Origin of the sequence: Gordonia ajococcus, from assembly GCF_012974285.1 — a bacterium.
Taxonomy (GTDB): domain Bacteria; phylum Actinomycetota; class Actinomycetes; order Mycobacteriales; family Mycobacteriaceae; genus Gordonia; species Gordonia amicalis.
The window spans coordinates 1,917,460-1,943,806 of record NZ_CP052884.1 but is presented as its reverse complement, the minus strand read 5'-3'; the positions used below and the strand labels follow the sequence as shown (position 1 = coordinate 1,943,806).

The window sequence follows — 26,347 nt, the reverse complement described above, 5'->3', positions numbered from 1 at the left end:
CGGCGTTCGCCCTCCGGAGCTCCGAAGTGCCACCCGCCAGACCGACGTCGACCTACTACACGAGATAGTACACGAGTTTTACTGTCCCCTTACCAAGGGGCTGTCAGTGCTGGATGCGCCTCGCGCACAGCGGCATACGCGCACGTCAGCGGAAGGCTTTCGTCGCGGTGCGCAGCTCCGCGAACCGGCGATGCAGACGAGGCGCCATGGTCACCAGCAGCGCCACCACCAGACCCGCCCCGAACATCGGCGCGACCACCGAGAGGGGGAACAGCGTGCTCGCCGCGGCGGAGAACGCCAGGACGCCCACCCAGAGATAGATGATCAGCGCGACGCGCCGCTGGGAGTGTCCGAGCTCGAGCAGCCGGTGGTGCAGGTGCATCTTGTCGGGGGTGTAGAAACCGACGCCCGCCCGCGTCCGTCGGATCACCGCGAGGAGCATGTCGAGCATCGGGATGAAAACCACGGCCGCCACCAGGATCAGCGGTGACAGCAGGGTGAAGATGTCCGCCGGTCCGTAGGCGTTCACCGCGATGCGACCCGACGCGCTCGTCGACGCGGCGGCCAGCATCAGCCCGATCAGCATCGCACCCGAGTCGCCCATGAAGATGCGGGCGGGCGAGAAGTTGTGCGGCAGGAATCCGAGGCAGGCGCCGGCGAGGGCGACGGCGATGAGCGCCGGCGGATAGTAACTGACGTCACCGCCCTGGTCGCGGAGCAGACCGAGGGAGAACATGCAGATCGCCGACGCGGCGATGAGTCCCAGCCCGGCAGCCAGACCATCCAGGCCGTCGACGAAGTTGATCGCGTTGATCGTCGCCACCGTGACGGCGACCGTGAGCAGGCCAGCCTGCAGTGGATCCAGCACGAGGGTCCCGATGTCGGCGAACGGCACCGGCACCTGGATCCAGGAGATGCCGAGGAGCACCAGGACCCCGGCGGCGGTCAGCTGTCCGACGAACTTCGTCAGGGCGTCCAGACCCCACCGGTCGTCGACGACACCGACGAGGACGATCACGGTCCCCGCGGTGATGACCGCGGTCAGGTCCGTGGTGTAGGCGAAGCCCCGATTGAGTGCGGGCAGGTTGGCGGCGAGCGCGATACCGGCCACCACCCCGCCGAACATGCCGAGGCCTCCGAGTCGCGGGGTCGGGATGACATGGACGTCGCGCACACGCGGCACGGCGACCGCACCGGCCTTGATCGCGAACACCCGCACTGCCGAGGTCAGCAGATACGTCATCGCGGCGGCGGTGAGACCGACGAGCAGCAACTCGCGCAGCGGGACACCGGCCCCTCCCCCGTCGGTCGCGGCCGCGAGCACCACCGGGGCGGCCTCGATCATCGGCTCACCACCCGGTCTGTGGAGGTCGCTCGGGACGTCTCGGACACGCGGACAACGCTACCCGCATGCGAGGTCGCTGATCTCACGGTGGATCCGATCGTGCGTCGAGAGGTCCTCGGTCGACAACGCTGCCAGCATCGCGTCGGCGACGGCCGGGATCATGTCCGCCGTCAGGCCCCGGGAGGTGGCCGCGGGGGTCCCGATCCGGATGCCCGATCCCTCTGAGACGGAACGTTCGTCGAACGGCAGGACCGCTTTGTCGACCACGATCCCGGACCTGTTGAGCCGATCCTGCGCCGCCGACCCCGAGATGCCGAGCGCGGACACGTCGACCACCGCAAGATGGGTGTCGGTGCCCCCGGAGACGACGCGCAGCCCTCGTTCCGTCAGGGCGTCGGCGAGCCTGCGCGCGTTGTCGGCGGTCGCCCTCACGTAGGACGCGAAGTCCGCGGTGCCCGCGTCGTGGAAGGTGACCGCCTTGGCGGCGATCGCGTGCATGGACGGACCGCCCTGGACGAACGGGTGAACGGCCTTGAGCAGCGCGTCGGAGTGCTCGGCGCGGCCCAGGATGACGCCGCCGCGCGGTCCGCGGAACACCTTGTTGGTGGAGAAGGTGACGACGTCGGCGTACGGAACCGGCGACGGGAGGAGACCGGCGGCCACGTGACCGGCGAGATGCGCCGCGTCGACCAGCAGGATGCACTCGGCCTCGTCGGCGATCGCCCGCAGGAGCGGGTAGTCGAAGGACCGCGAATACGACGTGGCGCCCGCGACGAGGATCCGCGGGCGGTGCACCAGGGCGAGTTCCCTGACCTGGTCGTAGTCGATGTACTCGTCCTCGCGGCGGACCTCGTAGTGCAGGGGCGAGAACCATCGTCCGGAGAAGTTGGCGCGCGAACCGTGGGTCTGATGACCGCCGTGCTCGAGCCGGAGGGCGAGCACCGGATCGCCGGGCTGGGCGAACGCGGCGTAGACGGCGAGATTCGCCGCACTCCCCGACAGCGGCTGGACATCGACGTGACCGGCCCCGAAGAGGTCCCGTGCCCGGCCGATCGCGAGTTCCTCGAGTTCGTCGGCGACCTCGCATCCGCCGTGATAGCGCGAGCCGGGCCGTCCCTCGGCGTACTTGGCGTCGAAGGCCGAGGCCATCGCGGCACGTACGCCCGGCGTGGGCTCGGTCTCGCTCGCGAGCAACTGCAGCCACGAGCGCCGCCGCGTCGACTCTCGGTCGATCAGAGCGTCGACCTGCGGGTCACCCGTCGATCCGGTGCCCGGCAGCATCTCACCCACGCAGCGAGGCGGGATCGACGTCGAGGACCTCGGCCACGGCCTCGGCCGTGATGGCACCCTCGCGCAGGATGCGCGGCTGTGCCCCCGAGACGTCGACGATCGTCGACGCCTGTGCGACCGGCGCGGGTCCGCCGTCGAGGTAGACCGAGATCTCGTCGCCGAGTTGTTCACGGGCCTCGTCGACGGTGGTGGCGGGCGGACGGCCCGACACGTTCGCGCTCGAGACCGCCATCGGTCCGACCTCGCGCAACAGCTCGATCGCGACCGGATGCAGCGGCATGCGCAGCATCACTGTGCCATCGGTGTCACCGAGATCCCAGGCCAGCGAAGGAGCTTGTCGGACAACGAGACTCAGACCGCCCGGCCAGAACGCCTCGATCAGGTCGCGGGCGGCCTGCGGGACGGACAGCACGAGCCCGTCGATCGAGTGCCAGGAACCCACGAGGACCGGCACGGGCATGTCCCGGCCACGGTTTTTGGCCGCGAGCAGCGAGCCGACGGCGTCGGAATCGAAGGCGTCGCAACCGACTCCGTACAGGGTGTCGGTGGGGACCACCACCAGGCGTCCCGCCTTCGCCGCTCCGACGGCCGCGCGAATGCCCGCCGAACGGCTCTGCGGATCGTTGCAGTCGAAAACAATGCTCACCCGACCATCCTGTCATGCCGACGGTCGGGTTCCCCCGCGAGACGCGCCTGCGCCGATCCGGCGCGCGGTCACGAAGCGAGGACGGCCCGCCAGATCGGTGTGGGCGGTCACCTCGTCGAATGCGCCATGGGCGCGCAGACAGTCGACGACGGCGTCGGAGGTCGTGTCGTCGTGTTCGATCCCGACGACACCACCCGCGGTGAGCATGGTCGCGATGACCGGCACCATCGGGACGATCACGCTCATGCCGTCGTCGCCGGCGAAGACGGCGCGCTCCGGATCGTGGTCCACCTCGGGACCGACCGCCGACCGCCGCGGCACGTAGGGCGGATTGGTCACCACGACCGAGACACTCCCCGCCGGTATGACCCGGCCGATCTGCGCAGCGTCGGTGACGTCCGCGGCGAACACGTCGATCCGCTCCCGGACCGCCTCCGGCGCATCGGACACGTTGCGCCGCAGCCACTTCAGGGCGTCATGGGACATCTCGACGGCCGCCACTCGGGCGGACCCGACCATCGTCGCCACGGCGATGGCCAGGGCACCGCTACCGCTGCACAGATCGACGATCCGCAGCGGAGCCGGCATTGTCGCGGCGGCCGACACCGCCCACTCGAGCAGGAACTCGGTCTCCGGCCGCGGGATGAACACCCCCGGCCCGACGGCGAGCTCGACCGGACCGAAGGCCGCGGTACCGACGATGTGCTGCAACGGGATTCGCCGCGCCCGCTGATCGATTGCCGCCCGGAACTCGCGCACGTGCGCGTCGTCGATCGTGTCGATGACGATCAGCCGCCCCGGGTCACACGCGAGGACGTGCGCCATCAGCCATTCGGCGTCCCGCCGCGCCGAGTCGATCCCGGCCGCCGCCAGTTGTGCGGTGGCGCCGCGGATTTCGTCGGCCACCCGGACCGGCGCGGGCGACATCGGGGTTATTCGGCTTCCATGCGGGCCTGGCGCTCGGCGGTGACGAGCGCGTCGAGCAGGTTGTCCATGTCCCCGGCGAGTACGGCATCGAGATTGTTCGCCTTGTATCCGATGCGGTGATCGGTGATGCGGTTCTCGGGAAAGTTGTAGGTACGGATGCGCTCGGAACGGTCGACGGTGCGGATCTGCGCGGCGCGACCCTCGGCGGCCGCGGCCTCGGCCTCCTCCTCCGCCGCCGACTGGAGACGGGCGGCGAGGACCTGCATCGCGCGGGCCTTGTTCTGGAGCTGCGACCGCTCGTTCTGACAGGTCACGACGATGCCGGTGGGCAGGTGGGTGATTCGCACCGCCGAGTCGGTGGTGTTGACGCCCTGACCGCCCTTGCCCGACGATCGGTAGACGTCGATGCGCAGGTCGGATTCGTCGATCGCGACCTCGGCCACCTCTTCGGGCTCGGGATAGATGAGCACCCCGGCCGCCGAGGTGTGGATACGTCCCTGGGACTCGGTCACGGGCACTCGCTGCACGCGGTGCACGCCGCCCTCGAACTTGAGGCGCGACCACACGCCGTCCCGGACCGTCTCCTTGGACTTGATCGACAGGGTCGCCTCTTTGTAGCCGCCCAGGTCGGATTCGGTGACGCCGAGGATCTGCACCTTCCAGCCGTGCCGCTCGCAGTACTTGAGGTACATGCGTGCGAGGTCGGAGGCGAACAGCGCCGATTCCTCGCCGCCGGCGCCGGACTTGATCTCGAGCACCACGTCGTCGCTGTCGTGCGGATCCCGGGGGGCGAGGAGATCGGTGAGCGTCGCGTCGAGCTCCTCGACGGTCGCCTCGAGGGCGGGGACCTCGGCGGCGAACGACGCATCATCCGCGGCGAGTTCACGCGCCGCCTCGAGGTCCTCGCGGGCCGCCTTGAGCTTGTTGTAGGTCGCCATCACCGGGGCGAGCTCGGCGAACCGCTTCCCGACACGGCGAGCGGCGGCCGGGTCGTCGTGCAGCGAGGGGTCGGACAGCTGACGCTCGAGACCGGAGTGCTCGGCCAGGATGTCATCGATGGCCGACGGACTCTGCGTACTCACTGCGAACCTCACTTGTAGAGACGGAACTCACCGCCGAAGACTGCTTCGGCCCGAGACCTGGAAATCGGGTGATGACGACCAAACACAAACGACGCCCGTCCCGACTGGGCGTCGGGCGGGCGTCGCAGCGTGGTCTACTTGGCGCGCTTGCCGTAGCGCTTCTCGAACCGGGCGACACGGCCGCCGGTGTCGAGGATCTTCTGCTTGCCCGTGTAGAACGGGTGGCACTGCGAGCAGACTTCGACGTTGATACGACCGTTGGCAGCGGTGCTGCGGGTCTCGAACGTGTTGCCGCAGCCGCAGACGACGGTGGTCGCCGCGTACTCGGGGTGGATTCCCTGCTTCATGTCTGGCTGTCCCTTTCTATGGTCGCCGGGTCACCGTCGCCTGTCGACGGTGTGAACCGGAACCGGACTCGACCGCTCAGTATGCCATGTGCGCCGTTCACGACGGAAATCGTGGACGCAGCGGCCGCAGGTTGGTCAACGGCATGGCCACCCGATTGATTCCCGGGCGAATATCACATCCCGAGGGGGTCGTGAGGGTGCCCTGAAGATAGTACGGTGGCCGACGGCCAGCCCTGTGCGCCCCACCCCTCTGCGCCCCACCCCTCTGCGACCACGAAGGATCCTCGATGTACGACGCCGCTCCGGCCGGTACCGGCACGCCACTGCGCACCACCCCGGATGAGTCGTCGACGTCGCGGACCGCGCCCGCACGGCGCAAGCCGGCCCGGTCGCCGTGGAACCGCCGGAACCCGTACCCCGCGACGATCCTGACCAACACCCTGCTGTCGGGTCCGGGATCGGCCAAGGAGGTGCGGCACCTCGAGATCTCCCTCGGTGACAGCGGGATCACCTACGAGCCGGGCGACGGCATCGGCATCACCCCGGTCAACGACCCCGCCCTGGTGGATCTCCTCCTCGAGCGCCTCGGCGCGGCCGGCGACGAGATCATCGCTGACCGCAAGGGCACCTACAGCCTGCGTGAGTCCCTCGCCACGCGCTACGAGATCGGCTGCCCGTCGAAGTATCTCGCCAAGGCGGTGGCCGAACGCACTGGCCATGAGGAGCTGACCCGTCTGATCGAGGGCGGTGACGCACAGGCGCTCGACACGTGGCTCCGCGGCCGCGACGTCCTCGACCTGCTGAACATCGATCCCACTCTGACGTTCGCACCCGAGGAACTCCTGGAGGAGCTCAGCCCCCTCGCCCACCGCGAGTACTCGATCTCCTCCAGCCCGACGGTCCATGCGGGAACCGTGCACATCACGATGGCGACCGTGCGCTACGTCGCCGACGATCGCGAGCGCGGCGGCGTGTGCTCGACGCACCTCGCCGACCGCTGCGCCCCCGGCGACACGGTGAACGTCTTCATCACCCCCAACAAAACCTTCCGCCTCCCCGAGGACGAGGCGCCGGCGATCATGATCGGCCCGGGGACCGGCATCGCGCCGTTCCGTGGCTTCCTCCACCACCGTGCGGCCAGTGGTTCGACCGGACAGAACTGGCTCTTCTTCGGTGACCAGCACCGCGACACCGACTACCTCTACGCCGACGAGATCGATCGGTTCGTCACCGACGGTCTGCTGGACCGCCTGGACCTGGCGTTCTCCCGGGACCAGGACCACAAGGTCTACGTGCAGGACCGGATGCGCCAGAACGGTGCGGATCTGTTCGCCTGGCTCGAGAAGGGCGCCCACGTGTACGTGTGCGGTGATGCCGCCACGATGGCCGGCGACGTCGACGCCGCCCTGCACGAGATCGTCGCCCAACACGGCGGTGTCGACTCCGACGGCGCTCGGGACTACGTCGACGCGCTCCGCGCCGCGGGTCGCTACGCTCGCGACGTCTACTGAGCCGACGCGAGATCGACGCACAGTGCCCGACCCCACCGACCCGACACGACCGAGCGACCTCGAAACCCTGCTCGGCACACCTGGTTTCGGCAACTCCTCGATCAGTTCAGACATCGACGGGATCGCCGGCCGACTCCCTTCGCTCGCCGAGGTCGTCGGTGTCACCGTCGCCGGACCGGTGATCATGAACGCGATCGGGGTGCACGGGGTGCCGACGTCGCTGGGCGGGCCACTCCACGTCGGTGACGAGCAGATCTCCTTGCGACTCAACCCCTCCCGGTTGTCCTCGACCCTTCGGACCGACCCGTCTGCGCTTGTGCCGCCCACGCTGCGACTGTTCGACTCGCTCGGCAACACCGCGCACGCGACGTACCTGACCGAGAACTCCGACCGTCTCGCCTTCGAGTCGTTGTCCCTGTCCACATCGGTATCGGCCGGCCACCGCCCGGAACCCGCTGCCGCGCCGGCGTTCGTGGGGCCGGAGTACATCCCGGCCGCCCTGCCCGACCGCCACGACGACCAGATCGGGCTCTTCGACTCGATTCTGCTCGACGGCGGCACCACCCGGCTTCGTTCGCTGACGCAGGGACATGGCGCGCACGGCATCCGTGTCGACACCCGCCGCGTCATCGGCGCGCTGGAACACGCCGCCCTGCTCGGGATGACGGTCACCGTCGCAGCCGCGGCTCCGGGATGCATGCAGATGCGCCAGGACCGGCTCGACGGCGCTCGCGAACACCGCGGGCAGATGGTGCTCGCGTCCGGCAGGTCTCGGGTGATGGTCAACTTCAACCACGTCGAGCAGTGCTGGGTCACTCGGTCGCAGGGCGCGTGCGGCCCGACCGCAGCAGTCGAGATCTACGACCGGCGCGCACACTGCTGCCTGGTCGTCACGCACACGGGAGCCGTTCCCCGCGCAGCGTCGGAATCATGGGATCACCTGACCGGCGACCTGGCCTCCTGACCCTTCGATACGCTCGCTACTCAGGGAGCAAGCACACGCTCGCACGCTCGCTACTCAGGGAACAAGCACACGCTCGCACGCTCGCCACTCAGGGAACAAGCACACGCTCGCACGCTCGCCACTCAGGGAACAAGCACACGCTCGCACGCTCGCCACTCAGGGAGCAAGCACACACAAACCAGACGGGCCCCGTCCCGCGTGATGCGAGACGGGGCCCGTCGGTCGGTTGCTGTTCGCCGACTGCTCGTCGTCAGTCGTCGTTGCCACCGGCTCCCGGCGCGGTCTTCTGGACCGACATCAGGAACTCGATGTTCGTCTTGGTCTTCTTGAGCTGACTTATCAGAAGGTCGATCGCCTGCTGCGAATCGAGCCCGGACAGCAGACGACGCAGCTTGTGCACGATCGCGAACTCATCCGGCGAGAGCAGGAGTTCGTCCTTGCGGGTACCCGACGGATTGACGTCGACCGCGGGGAACACACGACGCTCGGAGATCTTGCGATCGAGCTTGAGCTCGGCATTGCCGGTGCCCTTGAACTCCTCGAAGATGACCGTGTCACCGGTCGAACCGGTCTCGACCATCGCGGTGGCGATGATGGTCAGCGACCCGCCGTTCTCGATGTTGCGCGCCGCACCGAGGAACCGCTTCGGGGGATACAGGGCGGTCGAATCGACACCACCGGAGAGGATTCGGCCCGACGCCGGCGACGCATTGTTGTACGCGCGACCCAAACGGGTGATCGAGTCCAGAAGAACCACAACGTCTTTGCCGCTCTCGACGAGACGCTTGGCGCGCTCGATGGCGAGCTCGGCGACCGAGGTGTGGTCTGACGGCGGACGATCGAAGGTCGAGGCGATGACCTCACCCTTGACCGAGCGCTGCATGTCGGTGACCTCTTCGGGACGCTCGTCGACGAGGACCACCATCAGGTGACATTCCGGATTGTTCACCGTGATCGCGTTGGCGATGTCCTGGAGGATCGTCGTCTTACCGGCCTTGGGCGGCGAGACGATCAGTGCGCGCTGGCCCTTGCCGATCGGCATGATCAGATCGATCACACGCGTCGACAGCCGATCCGGGGTCGTCTCGAGGCGCAGTCGCTGATTGGGGTACAGCGGGGTCAGCTTGTTGAACTCCGGACGGCGCTTGGCGGTCTCGACGTCACCGCCGTTGACGGTGTCGAGGCGCACGAGCGGGTTGAACTTCTGGCGCTGGTTCTGCTGGTCACCCTCCCGCGGCACCTTGACCGCGCCGGTGATGGCGTCGCCGCGTCGAAGTCCGTTCTTGCGCACCAGGTTCATCGACACATAGACGTCGTTGGAGCCGGCGAGGTAACCCGAGGTCCGGACGAACGCGTAGTTGTCGAGCACGTCGAGGATGCCGGCGACGGGCTGCAACACATCGTCTTCGGAGACCTGCGGTTCGTTCTGGGTGTCGCGGTCGCGCCCACGACGACGCTCGCGGAAACGGCGTCCGCGGCGTCGACCGCCGCCTTCGCCGTCGTCATCGCGATCGTCACGGTTCGGACCGCCGCCGCGGTTCTGGCCGCCATCGCGATTCTGGTTGTCGCGGTTCTGGCCACCTTCGCGGGTCAGGCCACCTTCGCGGTTCTGGCCACCTTCGCGGTTCTGGCCACCTTCGCGGTTCTGGTTGTCCCGGTTCTGGTTCCGGTTGCGGCGGTTGCGCTGCTCACCGCCTTCCGAGTCGCCGGCCTTGGCTGATTCACCCGTGGCGTCGGCCTTCTGCTCGCCGCCCTTGGGCTGTTCGGCGTTCTGCTCACCCGCCTCCGGAGCCGTGGTCTTCTTGCCCGCGGAGCGGGGTGCCCGACCGGAATCGCCGTCACCGGCGGACTCGGCGATCGACAGCTGCCCGTCCTCGGACGAGACCTTGGCGCTGCGGCGCCTGGTCTCGGTGGCTTTGGTTTCCGCCTTGGCGTCGGCTGCCTTGACGTCGGCCGCCTTGGCGTCGACGTTCTTGACTTCGGGGCTCTTGGCCTCGGCCTTGGCGCCTGCACTCTTGCCGGCGGCACCGGACTGGCGCTCCTTGATGGCGGCGATCAAGTCGCCCTTGCGCATGCCGGACGTGCCCTTGATGCCGAGTTCACCGGCTACGGTCCGCAGTTCGCTGAGCACCATGCCGGACAGGCCGGTACGGGCTGCGCGAGCGCGTGTCTTGGCCGGTTGCCCCGAGTCAGGGCCGGCCGAACCCGCGGATTCCTGCTCGGCAGGTGCGGTGATCAGGTCCGTATCTGTCACGGAAGTCCTTTCGTTCCTCCCGCAGACGGAAGCTGCGTGAGGTCTACGTTTCCCTGCTGTCTACGCGAGGGAGTCCGTCCGCGTTGGACGGTGGAGGGTGAACGGTCAGAGAGATGTTCGGTCCCGCTGCGAGCGTGCTCGGGAGCCACCCGCGCTTCGGCACCGTCGACAGAGACCCACGACCCCGGCCGGATACGATCGGCGTCACCGATCGGTGATGGATGAGAAGCACGGCAGGACAAGCCCGCGCGGCTAGACCAGAATATGTTAACCCCGTTCGCATGATAGGGGCAACACGCCGAAAGCGCCAAATGAGGCTCCGAATCGGAGGCTGTGGTCCTCGGCGAGACACCGCTGAACACCTCGTTCCCAACGCGCGTTGCCCGTCAGGTATTCCCCTCGGTCCCCGGAATGAAACGCGTCGGCGTGTGATGAGCGCCGCGACCTCAGCCCGCGCTGATGTCCACGCCGCCGGCGATGGCCACCGAGTGGGTGGTGAAGCCGAGTCCCTGCGCGAGTACCCGGATGTCGGCCGGGATCGGCGCCGTACCCAGCACCAGGACCGTGGGACCGGCGCCGGAGACCGTCGCGGCGTGGCCGCGTGCGCGCAGTTCGGCGACGAGGTCGCTGGTCGGCACCATCGCCGACGCACGATAGGGCTGGTGCAACCGGTCGGCGGAGGCGGCCATGAGATTGCGCGGGTCCGAGGTCAGGGCCACGACGGCGAGCGCGGCGCGGCTCAGGTTGAAGACCGCGTCGGCGCGCGGCACCGCGTCCGGCAGAAGTCCACGGGTGAATGACGTCGACGACTCGGTGTCGGGGACGAAGACGGTCGCGCACACATCGGGGTGCACCGACAGCCGGTGGGCGTGATACGAGTTCACCTCGTCGGCGGTGTCCGTCCAGGTGACGACGGCCGAACCGAGGACGCTCGCGGCGGCGTTGTCGGGGTGTCCCTCGAACTCACTGGACAACTGAACCAGTTCGTCGGCGGACAGGCCCACGCCGAATCCCGCGGCGGAGATCAGGCCGGACGCGGCGGCGAGGCCGGAGACCGCGGCCGCGGCCGAGGAACCGAGGCCCCGCGAATGCGGGATCTGGTTGATGCAGCGCAACTTCAGGCCCGGGGCGGACACTCCGGCATGCGCGAGACCGTGATTGAGGGCACGCACCACGAGATGGGACTCGTCGCGGGGGACGTCGGCGGAGCCCTCCCCCTCGACGTCGAGAACGACCCCGGCCTCGACGGTTTCCACGATCACTTCGTCGTAGATGCCCAAAGCGATGCCCAGACAGTCGAATCCCGGTCCGAGGTTGGCACTCGACGCCGGTACCCGGACGCGCGTCGAGAGACCCACGGGTAGCTGTCGCGTCGCCACCCCGGGATCGGTCATCTCGCCGTTCTGCGTCATCTCCTCGACCCCGGCGGTCTCAGCCGACACCGAGGGCATTCGCCACTGCCACCGGATCGACCGGGATCGCCTCGACCTCGGGGATGCCGGCCAGAGCCGTGTCCGGGTCCTTGAGGCCGTTGCCCGTCACGGTGCACACCACGGTCGAGCCGGCCTCGATCCAGCCGTCGGCGCGTGCTGCGAGGAGCCCGGCCACGCTCGCTGCGGACGCCGGCTCCACGAAGACGCCTTCCTTGCCCGCGATCAGGCGGTAGGCCTCGAGCAGCTTCTCGTCGGTGGCCGCGCGGAACTGCCCGTTCGACTCCTCCTTGGCCGCGACGGCCTGGTTCCAGCTCGCGGGCGACCCGATGCGGATCGCGGTCGCGATGGTCTCCGGCTCCTTGACGGGAGCGCCGTTCACCAGCGGAGCCGCCCCGGCGGCCTGCACACCGAGCATGCGGGGCAGCGAGGACGACACGCCGTCGGCGTGGTACTCGGTGTAGCCCTTCCAGTAGGCCGTGATGTTGCCGGCGTTGCCGACCGGCAACGCGTGCACGTCGGGTGCGCGACCGAGGACGTCGACGATCTCGAAGGCGGCCGTCTTCTGCCCCTCGATGCGGGCCGGGTTGACCGAGTTCACGAGCTCGATCTCGTCGAACTCCGCGGTGGCCTTGCGCGCGAGCTCGAGGCAGTCGTCGAAGTTGCCCTGCACCTGGATGATCTTGGCGCCGTGCATGACCGCCTGCGCGAGCTTGCCCATCGCGATCTTGCCCTGCGGGATCAGGACGGCGCAGGTGATCCCGGCGCGGGTCGCATAAGCCGCCGCCGAGGCGGAGGTGTTGCCCGTCGAGGCGCACAGCACCGCGGTCTTGCCGTTGTTGACCGCGTTGCTCACGGCCATCGTCATGCCGCGGTCCTTGAACGAACCGGTCGGGTTGAGACCCTCGACCTTGAGATAGACCTCACAACCGGTCAGCGACGACAGATGCGGGGCGCTGATCAGCGGGGTGCCACCCTCGAGCAGGGTGACGACCTTCCAGTCGTCGGCGACGGGCAGCCGCGAACGGTATGCCTCGATCAGGCCGGGCCACGCGCGGTGCACGGGCGCAGAAGTCGCTTCAGTCATCGGTACCTTCCAATCGCAACACACTCGACACCTTGATGACGGCGTCCATGTCTTCTAGCGCCGCAACGCAATCCGACTGCGCGCGGTCGGGGGCCCGATGGGTCACCACGATCAGGCGGGCATCGTCACCTGCGCCTTCCTGGCGCACGGCGGCAATGCTCACCGACCGCTTCGTGAACTCACCGGCGACCTGGGCGAGCACGCCCGGACGGTCGGACACGCGCATCGAGATGTAGTAGCGGGTGAACACGTCGTCGATCGGTGCGATCGGCAACGACGCATAGGTCGATTCGAGGGGGCCACGACCGCCGTGGACGCGGTTGCGCGCCGCCATCACCATGTCACCGAGCACGGCCGAGGCGGTGGGCGAACCACCGGCGCCCTGACCGTAGAACATCAGCCGGCCGGCGTTCTCCGCCTCGACCACGACCGCGTTGAAGGCCCCGTTGACAGTGGCCAGCGGATGGGTCAGCGGGATCAGCGCCGGGTACACACGCGCCGAGATCCGCTGCGAGCCATCGATGTCGCGGACGCGCTCGCAGATCGAGAGCAGCTTGATCGTGCAGTCGAACTTCTTGGCGGCGAGCAGGTCGGCCGCGGTGACCGAGGAGATGCCCTGACGGTGCACGTCGGCAGCGGTGACCCGGGTGTGGAAGGCGATCGACGCGAGGATCGCGGCCTTGGCCGCCGCGTCGTAACCCTCGACGTCGGCCGTCGGATCAGCCTCGGCGTATCCGAGACGACCGGCCTCGGCGAGCGCATCGGCGTAGTCGGCGCCGGTCTCGTCCATCGCCGAGAGGATGAAGTTGGTGGTGCCGTTGACGATCCCGGCGACGCGCTCCACCGTGTCGCCGGCCAGCGACTGCATGAGCGGGCGGACGACCGGGATGGCACCGGCGACCGCCGCCTCGAAGTACAGGTCGACCTTCGCCTCGGCGGCCGCGGTCGCGAGCTCGCCGGTGTACTCGGCGAGCAGCGCCTTGTTGGCGGTCACGACCGACTTGCCGCTCTGGAGCGCGGAACGGATCAGCTCGCGGGCCGGGTCGATGCCACCCATGAGTTCGACGACGATGTCGACGTCGTCGCGCGCGACGAGCGCCGCGGGATCGTCGGTCAGCAACTCCTGCCCGATCTTGCGCGGCCGGTTGAGATCTCGCACCGCGACGCCGCGGATCTCCACGGGCGCGCCCACGCGCGATCGCAGGTCGTCGGCGTTCTCGGTGATGATCCGCACCACCTCGGCACCGACATTGCCCATTCCGAGTACCGCCACCCCGATGGGCCGCACCGCATTCACCTCGCTTGTGTCACTTGCGTTCTGGACAGATCCGGTCACGAGCCCACCTCCAGGCTGAGGAAGTCTTCGATGGTCTCGCGCCGCAGCATCAGGCGGGCCTTTCCATCGGACACGGCCACGACCGGCGGCCGCATGGTCATGTTGTAGCGGCTCGACATCGAGTAACAGTAGGCACCGGTGGCGGCGACCGCGATGAGGTCACCGGGGCCCAGATCCTCCGGCAGCCAGCAATCCTTGATCACGATATCGCCACTCTCACAGTGCTTTCCGACGACGCGACAGACCACCGCGCGCGCGTCGGAGACCCGCGAGACCAGACGGACGTCGTATTCGGCGTCGTAGAGCACCGTGCGGATGTTGTCGCTCATGCCGCCGTCGACGGAGATGTAGCGGCGCACCGCGCCGCCGCCGATCTCCACGTCCTTGACCGTGCCCACCCGATACAGCGTGATGGTGCCCGGCCCGGCGATCGCCCGGCCGGGTTCGACGGCGATGACCGGCATCGGCAGACCCACGGCGGCGGACTCGCGGCGGACGATGTCGGCAAGGGTCTCCGCAACCTCCTGAACCGGCAGCGGACGCTCCTCCTCGAGGTACGAGATACCGAGTCCCCCACCGAGATCCACGATCGAGATCTGCGAGGTCTTCTCGACGCCGAACTCGTCGACGACATCGTGCAGCAGCCCGAGGACGCGATGGGCGGCGAGCTCGAAGCCGTCCATGTCGAAGATCTGCGAGCCGATGTGGCTGTGCAGACCGACGAGGCGCAGGTTGTCGGCGGCGAAGACCCGGCGGATCGCCTCCATCGCGACGCCGCCGGCGAGGGAGAAGCCGAATTTCTGGTCCTCGTGGGCGGTCGAGATGAACTCGTGGGTGTGCGCCTCGACACCGACGGTGACGCGGACGAGCACGTCGGTGACGGTGCCCCGCTCACCCGAGATGGCATCGAGCCGGTCGATCTCGATCATCGAGTCGAGCACCACGTGGCCGACACCGGCGTCGACCGCAGCGGCCAGCTCCTCGGGGCTCTTGTTGTTGCCGTGCAACGCGATTCGTTCGGCGGGGAAACCGGCGCGCAGCGCGATGGCGAGTTCGCCGCCGGTGCACACGTCCAGCGACAACCCCTCGTCGGCGACCCAACGGGCCACCTCGCTGCACAGGAAGGCCTTCGACGCGTAGTGCACCCGGCCGTAGGGGCCGAACGCCGCCATCATGTCGCGGCACCGGGACCGGAAGTCCGCCTCGTCGACGATGAACGCCGGCGTCCCGAACTCGGCGGCCAGCTCGCTCACCGGCACGCCGGCGATGCGCAGCTCACCCGAGTCGTCGCGGGCGGCGTTGCGAGGCCACACCTGGGGCGGGATGGCGGCGAGGACGGCCGGATCGTTCGGCCGCTGCGCGAGATGCGGCGCGGCCAGCAGTTCGGCGTGCCGGGGTCCGGCCGGGTGCGCGCTCACATCTGCTCCGGAGCACTGACGCCGACGAGCCCGAGACCGTTGGCCAGGACCTGACGGGTGGCCTCACACAGGGCGAGCCGGGCGCGGTGGATGTCGGCCACCTCCTCGTCGCCCTGGGGCAGGACGCGGCACTTGGCGTAGAAGCGGTGGTAGGTGCCGGCGAGGACCTCGAGGTAACGGCACACGCGGTGCGGTTCGCGCAGGGCGGCCGCGGTGGCGACCACTTCGTCGAAATCGCCGATGGTACGGATCAATTCACCCTCGGCCGGGTCGTCGAGCAGGTCGAGGTGGTCGAGCGAGGACACCACGCCCAGGTCGGCGGCGTTGCGCGCCAGCGCCGACATCCGGGCGTGCGCGTACTGCACGTAGTACACCGGGTTGTCGTTGGACTGTTTGGTCAGCAGGTCCAGGTCGATGTCGATGTTCACGTCCACCGACGAACGGATCAGCGAGTACCGCGCGCCGTCGACACCGACCGCGTCGACGAGGTCGTCGAGCGTGATGACGGTGCCCGCACGCTTGGACATGCGCACCGGCTTGCCGTCGCGGACGAGGTTGACCATCTGGCCGATGAGGACCTCGACGGTGGCCGGGTCGTCGCCGAGCGCGGCCGCGGCGGCCTTGAGGCGGCTGATGTATCCGTGGTGGTCGGCACCGAGCATGTAGATGCACAGGTTGAAGCCGCGGTTGCGCTTGTCGCGGTAGTAGGCGATGTCGCCGGCGATGTAGGCGGCGTTGCCGTCGCTCTTGATGACGACACGGTCCTTGTCGTCACCGAAATCGGTGGACTTCAGCCACCAGGCGCCGTCGCTCTCGTACAGGTTGCCGTTGCCCTTGAGCTCCTCGATGCACTCGTCGACGAGACCCGTCGCGAACATCTTGTCCTCGTGCGTGTAGACGTCGAAGTCCGTGCCGAAGGCGTGCAGGCTCTGCTTGATGTGGTCGAACATCAGGTCCACGCCGACGGCGCGGAAGGTCTCGACCCGGTCGGCCTCGGGCTTCAACAGCACGTCGGGCACCTTCTCGGTGACCTTGGCCGCGATGTCGGCGATGTAGTCGCCGGCGTAGCCGTCCTCCGGGGTCGGTTCGCCCAGCGCCGCGGCCTCGAGCGAACGCGCGAAGCGATCGATCTGGGCGCCGTGGTCGTTGAAGTAGTACTCGCGCGTCACGTCGGCGCCCCGAGCCGCCAGGACACGACCGAGTGCGTCACCGACGGCGGCCCAGCGGGTGCCGCCCAGGTGGATCGGTCCGGTCGGGTTCGCCGAGACGAACTCCAGGTTGATGATCGAGCCGGCCAGCTCCTTGCCGCGGCCGTAGCTCTCGCCCCGCTCCATCACGGTCGCGACGACGGTGTTCTGGGCGGCTGCACCGAGCCAGATGTTGACGAAGCCGGGACCCGCGACCTCGGTCTTGGCGATGCCCTCGGCGCCGGCGAAGGCATCGGCGAGCCATCCGGCCAGCTCACGGGGCGCCACACCGAGTCGTTTGCCGAGCTGCAGGGCGACATTGGTGGAGTAATCGCCGTGGTCAGCGTGACGGGGGCGCTCGACGACGATCAAGTCGGGCACCAGGTTCTCGTCCAGTCCGCGGTCACGGACCACGGTCAGGGTCACGGCGCGCAGCAGCGCGGCCAGGTCGGCGGGAGTCACGGGACACCATCCTATTGGCCGAGGGCCGCTCATCGATAATCGCACCCTCCCGGGGCCGGTGCCGTCCATCAGTAGACTCGTGTGCGCCGAGCGCGCGCCGGGGGGTACGACCGCCCGCGCGCATGGCGACCCCCGTCGTACGAGGAAAGAAGTCAATGGCGCGCAAACCAGGGGCGAACGTCCCCAAGGCTCGTAAGAAGTCCGGGTCCGTACCCACGGCGACCGGCCGGCAGGTCGACTGGATGCTGATCGGCGCGGTCGTCGTGGTCATCGGCCTCCTCGCGGGGCTCGCGATCTACCTCGTGCCCAAGTTCAACGACAAGCGCGCCAATGAGAAGGACGACGTGGCGGTCCAGTCGGTCTCCGAGTTCGTCCCGTCACCGCAGAACCCCGACCCGTCGAAGGACATCGACGGCGTGACGAAGATCTACTACCAGGCCGGCAAGCACGTGAACGCGTCCCAGCGCGTCGCCTACGACCAGTCGCCGCCCTTCGGCGGACCGCATGACGAGATCTGGGCCACCTGTACCGGCGTCGTCTACCCGAACCCGCTGCGCTCGGAGAACGCCGTCCATGCACTCGAGCACGGCGCCGTCTGGATCACCTACAACCCCGACACGGCCTCGCCTGAGGACGTCGACTACCTCAAGCGGCTCGTGCGCGGTGAACAGTACCTGTTCTTGTCGCCCTACCCCGGGCAGGACAAGCCGGTCTCGGTGCAGAGCTGGGGGCATCAGCTGAAGCTGGACTCGGCGAGCGACCCGCGGCTCGATCAGTTCATCACCTCGCTGCGCCGCAACATGATGCCCGGCGTCTACCAGGAGAACCCGCAGACCGCGGCATACCCGGAGACGCAGGCCACCTGCACCGCCATCCCGGGCTTCGATCCGTCGAATCCCCCGCCGGCCGACGAGGGCGCGCCCGGCGCCGGCGCCGTGCCCATGGACGGCGGCGGCAACAACCCGATGCCCGCGGGCTGATCGGACGGGAAACGAACATGAGCGAGACACCTGAGGGCACCGAGCCGACCACCGGCAGCGCCCCGTCACGTCGACGTCCGGCCATCCTCGCGCTCGCCGCGGTCGCGGTGCTGCTCGTCGGCGTCGGCCTCGGGCTGCTGATCCAGGCGAGCCTGGCCGACGACTCCTCCGGCGAGGACTCCCCCGCGGCGAACTCGGCCGCGGTCGGTTTCGCGCAGGACATGACGCGTCACCACGAGCAGGGCGTCGAGATGGCCGCGATCGAACTCGAGCACGGCACCGATCCCCAGGTGCGGAGCATGGCCTTCGACATCCTCACCGCCCAGAGCAACGAGATCGGGCAGATGCAGTCCTGGCTGACCCGCTGGGGTCAACCCGTCACCAACCCCGGCGAGGCGATGGGCTGGATGGGCCACGGATCGTCGACGGAGACGTCCGGTGACGATCACGGCGACATGGACCATGGCGATCACGAGTCCACCCCGGCCGCCGGCGCCGAGCAGCCGGCCATGCCGGGCATGGCGACGTCGGCGGAGATGGAGCGGTTCCGCGCGATGCGCGGGCCCGAGGTCGACACGACCTTCCTGCAGCTGATGCTCCGCCACCACGAGGGCGGGCTCCACATGATGGAGTACGCCGCGAACCCGGCCAACGTCTCGCAGCCCTACGTCCGCGACCTCGCGTCGGCGATGCAGCGCACGCAGGACAAAGAGATCGGCATCATCGAGGCCATGCTGGCCGAGCGCAACGCGCAGCCGCTGCCGATGAACTGACCTCCCCCTACCGGACGAGAATCGCCACCTCCGCCCGGAATCGCCAGCTGTAGCCGGCGATTCTGTAGCGGAGGTGGCGATTCTCGTTTGGTGGTAGCTTCTGGCACAGCGTCGCGTGCCGGTGGCGGACCGCGTCAGGCATGGAGGCGCCGGAGCGAAAGTCTCGCCCATGCCAGTCAGTTTCAACCACATCATCATCGGTGCCCACGAACCGACCGTCTCCGCGCAGTTCTATGTCGAGGTCCTCGGCGCCCGGCCGACGACCAACTGGGGCCCGTTCGTCAACATCCTGCTCGACGACGACACGCTGTTGCAGTTCGCGCCGGCTCCCGTGAACGAGCCGATCCATCTCGCGTTCCTGATGAACGACGACGAGTTCGATCGCGGGTATGCCGCCCTACGACGCCGCGGCGTCGAACACTGGGCGGATCCGCAGATGCGGCGCCCGGACGCGATCTCCATCGAGGAGGGACGCCGCGTGTACTTCAAGGACCCGTCGGGTCAGCTGTTGGAGATGCTCACCGAGCCGTACGTGTGATCCGCAAAACCACCGATCGCAAAACCACCACGAATGGAGAAACCCACCGCCCCGAAGGGTGGTGGGTTTCTCCAAAAGTGGTGGGTTTGCGGTTGTGGTGCCCCCGGCAGGATTCGAACCTGCGGCCTTCTGCTCCGGAGGCAGACGCTCTATCCCCTGAGCTACGGGGGCTCATCGGGCGGAACCCAGACTAGCGCACGCTCACCGGCACATCACAATCGGGCAGCTCACGACACGCCGAGTGGACTCTGCACCCGTAGCGTCGAGCCGTGTTCGCCCCGCAGGACGTGCAGTTGGGCCGGGATTCGGGCCCGCAGCTCGTCGACGTGGCTGACGACGCCGACGACCCGCCCGCCGGAGCGGAGGTCGTCGAGGACGCCCATGACGAGGTCGAGGGCCTCCGGGTCGAGGGTGCCGAAACCCTCGTCGATGAAGATCGTGTCGAGGACGCGACCCCCGGATTCGGCCGACACGACGTCGGCGAGGCCCAGCGCGAGGGCCAGCGACGCGAAGAAGGTCTCCCCACCCGACAGCGTGGTGGTGGCGCGCAGCACGCCGGTGTACTCATCGCGCACCTCGATCCCCAGACCGCCGCGCCGGCCACGCACGCCGGCGGCGTCGGAATGGACGAATTCGTATCGCCCTGAAGACATCTCGCGCAGGCGGCCCGATGCCGCGACCAGCACCTCGTCGAGCCGCGCGGCCAGCACATAGGACCGCAGCGACATACGACGAGAGTTCTGTCCGCGTCCGCTCACGAGCTCGGCGAGACCCTGCAACTCGTCATGCCGCGCCCTCAGCGGCGCCAGCGCATCGAGAGCCGCCCAGAATCCCGCCACGTACTCTTCGAGGTCGGTACGGCGTTGTGCCGCCACCGCATTCACGCGGGCGGCATCGTCGCGACGGGCCCGTGCGGTCACCAGATCCGCGGTGAGACGGGCGACGTCGACCTCCGGTGCCTCCAGCGCTGCGCATACGTCGGGATCGGCGAGGGTCTCCTCGGCGCCGGCGCGTATCGCCGCCGCCTCTTCGAGCAGCTTCTCCCAGTGACGGATCTGCGTGTGCGACGCGGCGGCAGCCCGCACCTCGTCCGCGCCGACGAATCCGGCGTCCGCACAGGCGGCGGCGAGCCGCTCGGCGATCTCGGTGCGACGGCCACGGGCCCGGTCGAGTTCGCGTCGGGCCTCCCGCAGAGTCCTTGTGCGGCGACAGAGTTCGGCGAGCTCGTGACGGCGCTGGGCGATCCCCATCCGCCCGCCGGTCGCCTCCTGGACCTCGGCGTCGAGGGCCTTCAGGTTCTCGCGCAGAGCCGTCAGACGTTCACGACGCCCCGCTTGCGCGGTCTCGTGGTCGGCCAGAGTCCGGCGCCGGTCGGCGATCTCGGCGTCGATCCGTTCGACGGCGTCCTGCAGAGCGGGCGTGCGCGCGGCCGCTCGCTCGGCGGACGCGAGGTCGGCGACCAGCCGGGCGTGACCGGCCTCGGTCGCGGCGCGCTCGGCGCCGGCGATGACGGCGTCGAGATTGGCCTGCCGTTCCCGCAGTGCGGCTACCGCGGACTGCGCGATGGCCTTGATCGCACTCGCACGTTCCTCGGCGGCCGCAGCTTCCTTCTCTTCGGCCTCTCCCACGGAGGCGTCGGCGTCGCCGGCAGCCGGCGCGGGATGCCCCACCGAGCCGCAGACGACACACGGCTCCCCGTCCACGAGGGCGCCGGCCAGTTCGACGGCCATCCCGGTGAGGCGTCGTTCGCGGATGTCGAGCTGGTGTTCTCTTGCGGCAGAATGCTTCTCCCGCGCGTCGAGGAGGTCCTGCTCGGCGTCGGCCAGTTGCGCGAGCACCTCGTCGCGATCGGTGAAGGCCTGGAGGACCCGCCGGGCGTGGTCGCGTTCGGCACGCAGCTTCGGCGCCTGGACACGCAACTCGTCGGCGGACCGAAGCGCGGCGACCGCCTCGTCGCGGCGAGCGGGCGCGGACTCGAGCCGTGTACGTGTCTCCGCGGCCTGCTGTTCCGCGGCCGCGATCGTCTTCTCGAGTCCGTCGACGTCGGCGACGAGCCGGGGACGCTCCGCGACGCGTTTCGCGAGTGGCTCCCAGCGGCCCGATTCCTCGGTCCAGCGGTCCACGGCCGCGACGAGCGCCGAATCGTCACAGTCGGTTTCGCACAGGGCCCGGCCCTCGGCGAGTTCGGCGAGGGCGGCGCGTGCGCCATCGGCCGCGGCGGACGCGGCGGCGACCTCGGCGTCGGAGCGCTCGTGGTCGTCGGCGAGCGGCGCGATGGGTGCGGCGCGCAGGGCGAGCCGACGCGACTGCTCGGCGGCCGTCAGCGTCGTCTCTCCGTCGGCGAGCCGGGCGAGTCGTTCACGCGCCTGCAGCCCACGACGACGCAACTCGTCGACGCGCCGGCCGTGCTCGTGGGCGGCTTCCGCCTGCTCGACCGCCGCCTGCGCGGCGGTCGATTCCGCCAGTGCGTGTTCCGCGGCCTGCCGGGCCGAGTCGAGACACCCCTGGGCCCAGTCGAAGTCGGGTTCCGCGGGCGCCTGGGTGCCGCTGATCGCGACGATCTGCCCGGCGATGCGGTCGAGGGTGCCGGCGTGCTCGGCCAGTGTGGCCGCGCTCTCACGGGCCCGGTCGCGGAGCCACTCCTCGAGGTCGCCGAAGCGCTCGGTGTCGAAGAGCCGCTCCAGCAACTCCTCCCGTTCGTCGGAGTGTGCCCGGAGGAATCGGGCGAAGTCGCCCTGCGGCAGCAGCACGACCTGGAAGAACTGCTCGGCACTCATGCCGAGCAGACGAACGACCGCTTCGCCGATCTCGGGGATACGGGTGAGGTCCGGACCCGAACCGTCCACCCAGACCAGCGACGCGCAGGCATTGATCTTCCGCTTCCCGTCGCCGCGCTTCTTGGGGCGTTCGTGTTCGGGCGAGCGGGTGATGCGCATCCGGCGGGAACCGATGGTGGCCTCGAGTTCGACCTCCGGAACCGTCTCGGGGGCAGCATGATCCGAGTGCAGGCGACGATTGGTGTCCCGCGCGCCGGGGACCCGTCCGAACAACGCGAACGCCACCGCGTCGAGGACCGTGGTCTTGCCCGCGCCCGTCTGTCCGTGCAGGAGGAACAGGCCGTCCGCGCCGAGCTCGTCGAAGTCGACGGTGACCTCGTCGGCGAAGGGGCCGAACGCACGAATCCGAATCCGGTGCAGTCTCATACGGTTTCCGTGCTCATGCGGTCTCCGCCCGGAACGCGTCGAGGGCGAACAGCGCCAGCTCGCCGTTGGCGCCGGCGTCCGCCTCGGGTTCGCCGACGACGGCGCGCAGCGCGCGTTCGATGAGTACCCGCTCCCCCTTGGTCGGGGTGTCGCGGACGTCCTCGACGAAGGAGTTGATGATCTCGGCATCGCTCCGGCCGCGGACCCGCGAGCGATAGTCGACCCCGGAACCGGTGTGCGGACGATCCCACTGCACGTGCACCGCGAACGGGAATCGCTCCCGCAGGCGGCGCATCGCGTCGAGCGGACGCACGGTATCGGTCAGCGTCGCCTCGACGTAGTGGTCCTGGACGGCGAGGAACTGTTCCGCGGTCAGCAATTCGTCGAGAGTTCCACGCAGTGAACTCAATTGGCGCACGACGGGTAGTTCGTTGCGGCGGATCTCGGTGACGCCGTCGGCGTCGAGGTCGATGATCCAGACCGCCTTGCGGTGGGTGCGCTCGCCGAAGGAGTACGGCAGCAGCGAGCCGCTGTAGCGCACCGTGTCGGTGACGCGCTGCGGAGAGTGAAGGTGACCGAGGGCGACGTAGTCGACGCCGGAGAAGGTCTCGGCGGGAACGGTTTCCACTCCCCCGACACTGATCGAACGCTCCGATCCGGAGGCCGCCGCGCCGCTGACGAAGGCATGGGCGACGACGACCGATCGCGACTGTCGGGTTTCGAGGTCGGCCCGGATGCGGCTCATTGCGGCGTCGAGCACCGCGGTGTGGCCGCACACCTCGTCGACGCCGAGGTGGCGTCGGGCGGTGTCGGGTTCGAGGTAGGGGATGCCGTACACCGCGACCTCGCCGTGCGCGTCGGACAGGACGACCGGTTCGGCGATCGCGTCGATCGAGGTCCGCAGGTGCAACCCGCCCGCAGCGGCGAACGACGAACCCGCACCCAGGCGCGTGGCCGAGTCGTGGTTGCCCGACGTCACGACGATCTGCGCCCCCGCGGCCGCGATCTCGGCCAGACCGTCGTCGTAGACACGGACCGCGTCTGCCGAGGGGACCGAGCGGTCGTAGACGTCACCGGCGACGATGACTACGTCGGCCGATTCGGCCGCCACCAGCGCGGCGAGGTGGCTCAGCGCGCGACGCTGGTCGGCGAGCAGGTCGACACCGTGGAACGTCCGGCCCAGGTGCCAGTCGGAGGTGTGCACGATCCGCATGATGACAAACCATACGGTCGGGCCCCGACAGATCGGGGGACGCGCGCTCAGGCCCCGGTCACGGGGACGGTGTGAGTCGCGCTACCCGTCGCGGCATCCGCCGGGCCGGCGGGCGCGCGCGACGGCATCTGGTGCGCCGGCCGGACGAAGAAGAACGTCGCCACGACACCGACCAGCAACGCGGCCGCCGGCAGGTAGAGCGACTGGCCCATCGCGGTGGCGAAGCCCTCACGGAGGAACTCCGGCAACTGGTTCGCGCCGGTGCTGTCCTGCGCCGCGGCGGCGTCGATCCCGGGCAACTCGGCCGCGAGGCGGGACTGCAGAAGGGCCCCGATCATCGCCGAACCCAGCACCGAGCCGATCACGCGCAGCGTGTTGTAGACACCCGCACCCGCACCCGCCTGATGCCACGGCAGGTTGCGCGTGGCGGTGGCCGCCAGCGGTGCCCAGATCCCGGCGGACGCGATACCCATCAGACACAGCGGCAGGATGATCATCCAGACCGGCGTCTCCGGGCGCGCGACCACGCCCAGCCAGCCGATCGCGATGGCGTTGAGCAGCAACGCGATGGAGACGATGGCGCGTGGGTGCACGCGGTCGACGATGCGCCCGACGATCGGCGCGAGGACACCGGTCAGGATCGCCATCGGGACCAGCACGACCGCCGATCGGGTGGGTGTCATACCGCCCACGAGCTGCAGGAAGAAGGTCAGCGGGATCATCATGGCCGACACCGCGAAACCCATCGAGGAGATACCGACGGTGGCCAGCGAGAAATTGCGGTCGCGGAACAGCGAGAGCGGGAGCAGCGGCTCGGTGCGGATGCGCGACTGCCACCAGACGAAGACCGCCAAGAACACCAGACCGCCGACGATCAGCGCCCAGATCCACGCCGCCCAGTCGAAGCTCTCGCCCTCCTGGATGCCGAACACGAGCGCGGACAGACCGATCGCCGACAGGACCACGCCGATCCAGTCGAACTGGTGGTCCTTTGTCTCGACCTTCGGAACGAGGGTCGCGGCGAGCACCAGTCCTGCGATGCCGACCGGCAGGTTGATGAAGAAGATCCATTCCCAGCCGAGAGCGTCGGTCAGAATGCCGCCGAGCAGCGGGCCCACCAGAGTGGCCACACCGGCGACCGTGCCCCAGACACCCATGGCCGCACCGCGTTTCTCCGGCGGGAAGATACGCGTGATCAGCGACATCGTCTGCGGGGTGATGAGCGCGGCGCCGATGCCCTGCAGGCCGCGTGCGGCGATGAGCTCACCGATCGACGACGACAGGCCGCACCACACGCTCGCGAGGGTGAAGACGATCAGGCCGAGCTGATACATCGTCTTCGGGCCGTACTTGTCCCCGAGACGGCCGGTGATGAGCAGCGGCACCGCATACGTCAGGAGATAGGCACTGGTGACCCAGACGACGCCGTTGACATCGGTGTCGAGATCGGCCTGGATACGCGGCTGGGCGACCGCCACGATCGTCATGTCGACGAGGATCATGAAGAAGCCCACGCACAGCGCCATCAGCGCAGCCCAGGGCCTCGTCGTCACCTCGGAGCCGGCGACCCCGGCGGCGGGGGTGGAACGGGTCATCTCTACTCGACCTTCTGTGTCAGGCGTTCGGTGTCGGGGGAGGTGTTCGGAGCCGGGGAGGTATTCGGCCCGGCGGGAACGCGATACGGCGAATCCGGGTCGTCGAGCCATGCGATGCGGTACGTGCGGAGGCGGTCGACGAGGTCGTCGAGCCATGCGATCTGGGCGGTGAGTGTCGCGATCCGGCAACCGCCGTCCAGGAAGAACATCTCCGGTTTGCCCCGGGACCGGATCTCCGCGACGGCGGCCTCGACGTCGGCGAGGTCGGCCCGCATGGTCGCGATCCTCCGGTCGAGGAGTTCGACGACCCGGTTGCGGGGCAGCCCGTGCGCCTCGGACAGCGCGAGGTACAGCTCGGGGTATTCCTCGGGTCTCGTCTCGAGGATGCGTTCGAGGCTCTCGGTGAGCGCTCCCCGGCCGGCTTCGGTGATCGTGTAGACGGTCCGTTCGGGACGGTTGCCCTCGCGACGGACCTCGTGGACCTCGATCAGTCCGTTCTCGAAGAGCCGGTCCACCGCGTGGTACAGCGTGCCGGCCCGGAACTTCGCCAGGCGGTCCTCGCGGCGCGCGACAGTCGTCTGCACCATCTCGTAGGGGTGCATCGGACGTTCGTGGAGGAGGCCGAGCACCAGGATCGCCACCGGTCCGAGCGGGGTGGAACACGCCATGCGCGAACCTCCTGGTCCGACGACCCCGAGGTCGTGTGATCGGCGTCGAATATTCCAGTCGGAATATACGCACATGTCCGGACCCTGCCAA

21 protein-coding genes and 1 tRNA gene are annotated in these 26,347 nt (G+C 69.0%); 5 read left to right on the top strand and 17 right to left on the bottom strand.

Annotated features, from left to right (window positions below; translation table 11 throughout):
* Positions 1-145: 145 nt before the first annotated feature.
* From GAA2_RS08905 to rpmE, 6 genes are all read right to left on the bottom strand, one after another.
* The gene (locus GAA2_RS08905; RefSeq protein WP_006437290.1) at positions 146-1,345 is read right to left on the bottom strand and encodes an MraY family glycosyltransferase; all 1,200 of its coding nucleotides are present in this window, start codon (positions 1,343-1,345) and stop codon (positions 146-148) included.
* Positions 1,346-1,402: 57 nt separating this feature from the next.
* Positions 1,403-2,626 carry a serine hydroxymethyltransferase gene (gene glyA, locus GAA2_RS08900; RefSeq protein WP_159405501.1) on the bottom strand — a complete coding sequence of 408 codons (1,224 nt, stop codon included), beginning with the start codon at positions 2,624-2,626 and terminating at the stop codon, positions 1,403-1,405.
* 1 nt (position 2,627) lies between these two features.
* Entirely contained in the window at positions 2,628-3,281 is a 654-nt protein-coding gene (locus GAA2_RS08895; RefSeq protein WP_159405454.1) for an L-threonylcarbamoyladenylate synthase, read from the bottom strand.
* Positions 3,282-3,293: 12 nt separating this feature from the next.
* Positions 3,294-4,208 carry a peptide chain release factor N(5)-glutamine methyltransferase gene (prmC, locus tag GAA2_RS08890; RefSeq protein ID WP_159405455.1) on the bottom strand — a complete coding sequence of 305 codons (915 nt, stop codon included), beginning with the start codon at positions 4,206-4,208 and terminating at the stop codon, positions 3,294-3,296.
* A 5-nt stretch (positions 4,209-4,213) separates the two neighbouring features.
* Complete coding sequence (gene prfA / locus GAA2_RS08885) at positions 4,214-5,290, bottom strand: peptide chain release factor 1 (RefSeq protein WP_024497337.1); 1,077 nt, start codon at positions 5,288-5,290, stop codon at positions 4,214-4,216.
* A gap of 134 nt (positions 5,291-5,424) precedes the next feature.
* Positions 5,425-5,637, bottom strand: a complete 213-nt coding sequence (gene rpmE, locus GAA2_RS08880) for a 50S ribosomal protein L31 (protein WP_006360515.1) — start codon at positions 5,635-5,637, stop codon at positions 5,425-5,427.
* Between the two features lie 287 nt (positions 5,638-5,924).
* On the opposite strand from rpmE, the gene GAA2_RS08875 reads away from it, so the two are divergent.
* Both GAA2_RS08875 and GAA2_RS08870 read left to right on the top strand, forming a co-directional pair.
* On the top strand, positions 5,925-7,148 hold the full coding sequence (locus tag GAA2_RS08875; protein ID WP_024497336.1) for a sulfite reductase subunit alpha: 1,224 nt from the start codon (positions 5,925-5,927) through the stop codon (positions 7,146-7,148).
* A gap of 22 nt (positions 7,149-7,170) precedes the next feature.
* The gene (locus tag GAA2_RS08870; protein ID WP_024497335.1) at positions 7,171-8,112 is read left to right on the top strand and encodes a heme transporter; all 942 of its coding nucleotides are present in this window, start codon (positions 7,171-7,173) and stop codon (positions 8,110-8,112) included.
* A gap of 250 nt (positions 8,113-8,362) precedes the next feature.
* On the opposite strand, the gene rho is transcribed toward GAA2_RS08870, so the two are convergent.
* From rho to argS, 6 genes are all read right to left on the bottom strand, one after another.
* Positions 8,363-10,366: a transcription termination factor Rho gene (gene rho, locus GAA2_RS08865; RefSeq protein WP_159405456.1), complete on the bottom strand. Its 2,004-nt coding sequence runs from the start codon at positions 10,364-10,366 to the stop codon at positions 8,363-8,365.
* 446 nt (positions 10,367-10,812) lie between these two features.
* Positions 10,813-11,817, bottom strand: coding sequence for a homoserine kinase (thrB, locus tag GAA2_RS08860; protein ID WP_024497333.1), 1,005 nt, complete (start codon positions 11,815-11,817; stop codon positions 10,813-10,815).
* Positions 11,798-12,883, bottom strand: a complete 1,086-nt coding sequence (gene thrC, locus GAA2_RS08855; protein ID WP_024497332.1) for a threonine synthase — start codon at positions 12,881-12,883, stop codon at positions 11,798-11,800. Before thrC ends, thrB begins: the two co-directional genes overlap by 20 nt.
* Positions 12,876-14,219 (bottom strand): homoserine dehydrogenase, encoded by a 1,344-nt coding sequence (locus tag GAA2_RS08850; RefSeq protein ID WP_024497331.1) that lies wholly within the window; start codon positions 14,217-14,219, stop codon positions 12,876-12,878. The genes thrC and GAA2_RS08850 overlap by 8 nt, the downstream gene beginning before the upstream one ends.
* Positions 14,216-15,637, bottom strand: a complete 1,422-nt coding sequence (gene lysA, locus GAA2_RS08845; RefSeq protein WP_024497330.1) for a diaminopimelate decarboxylase — start codon at positions 15,635-15,637, stop codon at positions 14,216-14,218. Before lysA ends, GAA2_RS08850 begins: the two co-directional genes overlap by 4 nt.
* Positions 15,634-17,286 (bottom strand): arginine--tRNA ligase, encoded by a 1,653-nt coding sequence (gene argS / locus GAA2_RS08840; protein ID WP_159405457.1) that lies wholly within the window; start codon positions 17,284-17,286, stop codon positions 15,634-15,636. Before argS ends, lysA begins: the two co-directional genes overlap by 4 nt.
* Positions 17,287-17,441: 155 nt before the next feature.
* Here argS and GAA2_RS08835 point away from each other — a divergent pair, with 155 nt between their 5' ends.
* The 3 genes from GAA2_RS08835 to GAA2_RS08825 all read left to right on the top strand — a co-directional run bounded on the left by GAA2_RS08835 (position 17,442) and on the right by GAA2_RS08825 (position 19,577).
* Positions 17,442-18,266, top strand: a complete 825-nt coding sequence (locus GAA2_RS08835; RefSeq protein ID WP_024497328.1) for a DUF3105 domain-containing protein — start codon at positions 17,442-17,444, stop codon at positions 18,264-18,266.
* Positions 18,267-18,283: 17 nt separating this feature from the next.
* Positions 18,284-19,039, top strand: coding sequence for a DUF305 domain-containing protein (locus GAA2_RS08830; protein ID WP_024497327.1), 756 nt, complete (start codon positions 18,284-18,286; stop codon positions 19,037-19,039).
* A gap of 169 nt (positions 19,040-19,208) precedes the next feature.
* A complete protein-coding gene (locus GAA2_RS08825; RefSeq protein WP_024497326.1) occupies positions 19,209-19,577 on the top strand; it encodes a VOC family protein in 369 nt (122 codons plus the stop codon).
* A gap of 95 nt (positions 19,578-19,672) precedes the next feature.
* On the opposite strand, the gene GAA2_RS08820 is transcribed toward GAA2_RS08825, so the two are convergent.
* The 5 genes from GAA2_RS08820 to GAA2_RS08800 all read right to left on the bottom strand — a co-directional run bounded on the left by GAA2_RS08820 (position 19,673) and on the right by GAA2_RS08800 (position 26,256).
* Positions 19,673-19,748: transfer RNA gene (locus tag GAA2_RS08820), tRNA-Arg, on the bottom strand.
* A gap of 56 nt (positions 19,749-19,804) precedes the next feature.
* Complete coding sequence (locus tag GAA2_RS08815; protein WP_024497325.1) at positions 19,805-22,780, bottom strand: AAA family ATPase; 2,976 nt, start codon at positions 22,778-22,780, stop codon at positions 19,805-19,807.
* Positions 22,781-22,793: 13 nt separating this feature from the next.
* Entirely contained in the window at positions 22,794-23,993 is a 1,200-nt protein-coding gene (locus tag GAA2_RS08810) for an exonuclease SbcCD subunit D (protein WP_024497324.1), read from the bottom strand.
* A gap of 47 nt (positions 23,994-24,040) precedes the next feature.
* Positions 24,041-25,588 (bottom strand): DHA2 family efflux MFS transporter permease subunit, encoded by a 1,548-nt coding sequence (locus GAA2_RS08805; RefSeq protein ID WP_024497323.1) that lies wholly within the window; start codon positions 25,586-25,588, stop codon positions 24,041-24,043.
* A gap of 2 nt (positions 25,589-25,590) precedes the next feature.
* The gene (locus GAA2_RS08800) at positions 25,591-26,256 is read right to left on the bottom strand and encodes a PadR family transcriptional regulator (RefSeq protein ID WP_024497322.1); all 666 of its coding nucleotides are present in this window, start codon (positions 26,254-26,256) and stop codon (positions 25,591-25,593) included.
* Positions 26,257-26,347 lie beyond the last annotated feature (91 nt).

Excerpts from the sequence above, each read along its gene's own strand:
- GAA2_RS08905 (WP_006437290.1), bottom strand. The coding sequence starts at position 1,345 with ATGATCGAGGCCGCCCCGGTGGTGCTCGCGGCCGCGACCGACGGGGGA.
- glyA (WP_159405501.1), bottom strand. The coding sequence starts at position 2,626 with ATGCTGCCGGGCACCGGATCGACGGGTGACCCGCAGGTCGACGCTCTG.
- prmC (WP_159405455.1), bottom strand. The coding sequence starts at position 4,208 with ATGTCGCCCGCGCCGGTCCGGGTGGCCGACGAAATCCGCGGCGCCACC.
- rpmE (WP_006360515.1), bottom strand. The coding sequence starts at position 5,637 with ATGAAGCAGGGAATCCACCCCGAGTACGCGGCGACCACCGTCGTCTGC.
- GAA2_RS08875 (WP_024497336.1), top strand. The coding sequence starts at position 5,925 with ATGTACGACGCCGCTCCGGCCGGTACCGGCACGCCACTGCGCACCACC.
- thrB (WP_024497333.1), bottom strand. The coding sequence starts at position 11,817 with ATGCCCTCGGTGTCGGCTGAGACCGCCGGGGTCGAGGAGATGACGCAG.
- thrC (WP_024497332.1), bottom strand. The coding sequence starts at position 12,883 with ATGACTGAAGCGACTTCTGCGCCCGTGCACCGCGCGTGGCCCGGCCTG.
- GAA2_RS08835 (WP_024497328.1), top strand. The coding sequence starts at position 17,442 with ATGGCGCGCAAACCAGGGGCGAACGTCCCCAAGGCTCGTAAGAAGTCC.
- GAA2_RS08830 (WP_024497327.1), top strand. The coding sequence starts at position 18,284 with ATGAGCGAGACACCTGAGGGCACCGAGCCGACCACCGGCAGCGCCCCG.
- GAA2_RS08825 (WP_024497326.1), top strand. The coding sequence starts at position 19,209 with ATGCCAGTCAGTTTCAACCACATCATCATCGGTGCCCACGAACCGACC.
- GAA2_RS08815 (WP_024497325.1), bottom strand. The coding sequence starts at position 22,780 with ATGAGACTGCACCGGATTCGGATTCGTGCGTTCGGCCCCTTCGCCGAC.
- GAA2_RS08810 (WP_024497324.1), bottom strand. The coding sequence starts at position 23,993 with ATGCGGATCGTGCACACCTCCGACTGGCACCTGGGCCGGACGTTCCAC.
- GAA2_RS08805 (WP_024497323.1), bottom strand. The coding sequence starts at position 25,588 with ATGACCCGTTCCACCCCCGCCGCCGGGGTCGCCGGCTCCGAGGTGACG.
- GAA2_RS08800 (WP_024497322.1), bottom strand. The coding sequence starts at position 26,256 with ATGGCGTGTTCCACCCCGCTCGGACCGGTGGCGATCCTGGTGCTCGGC.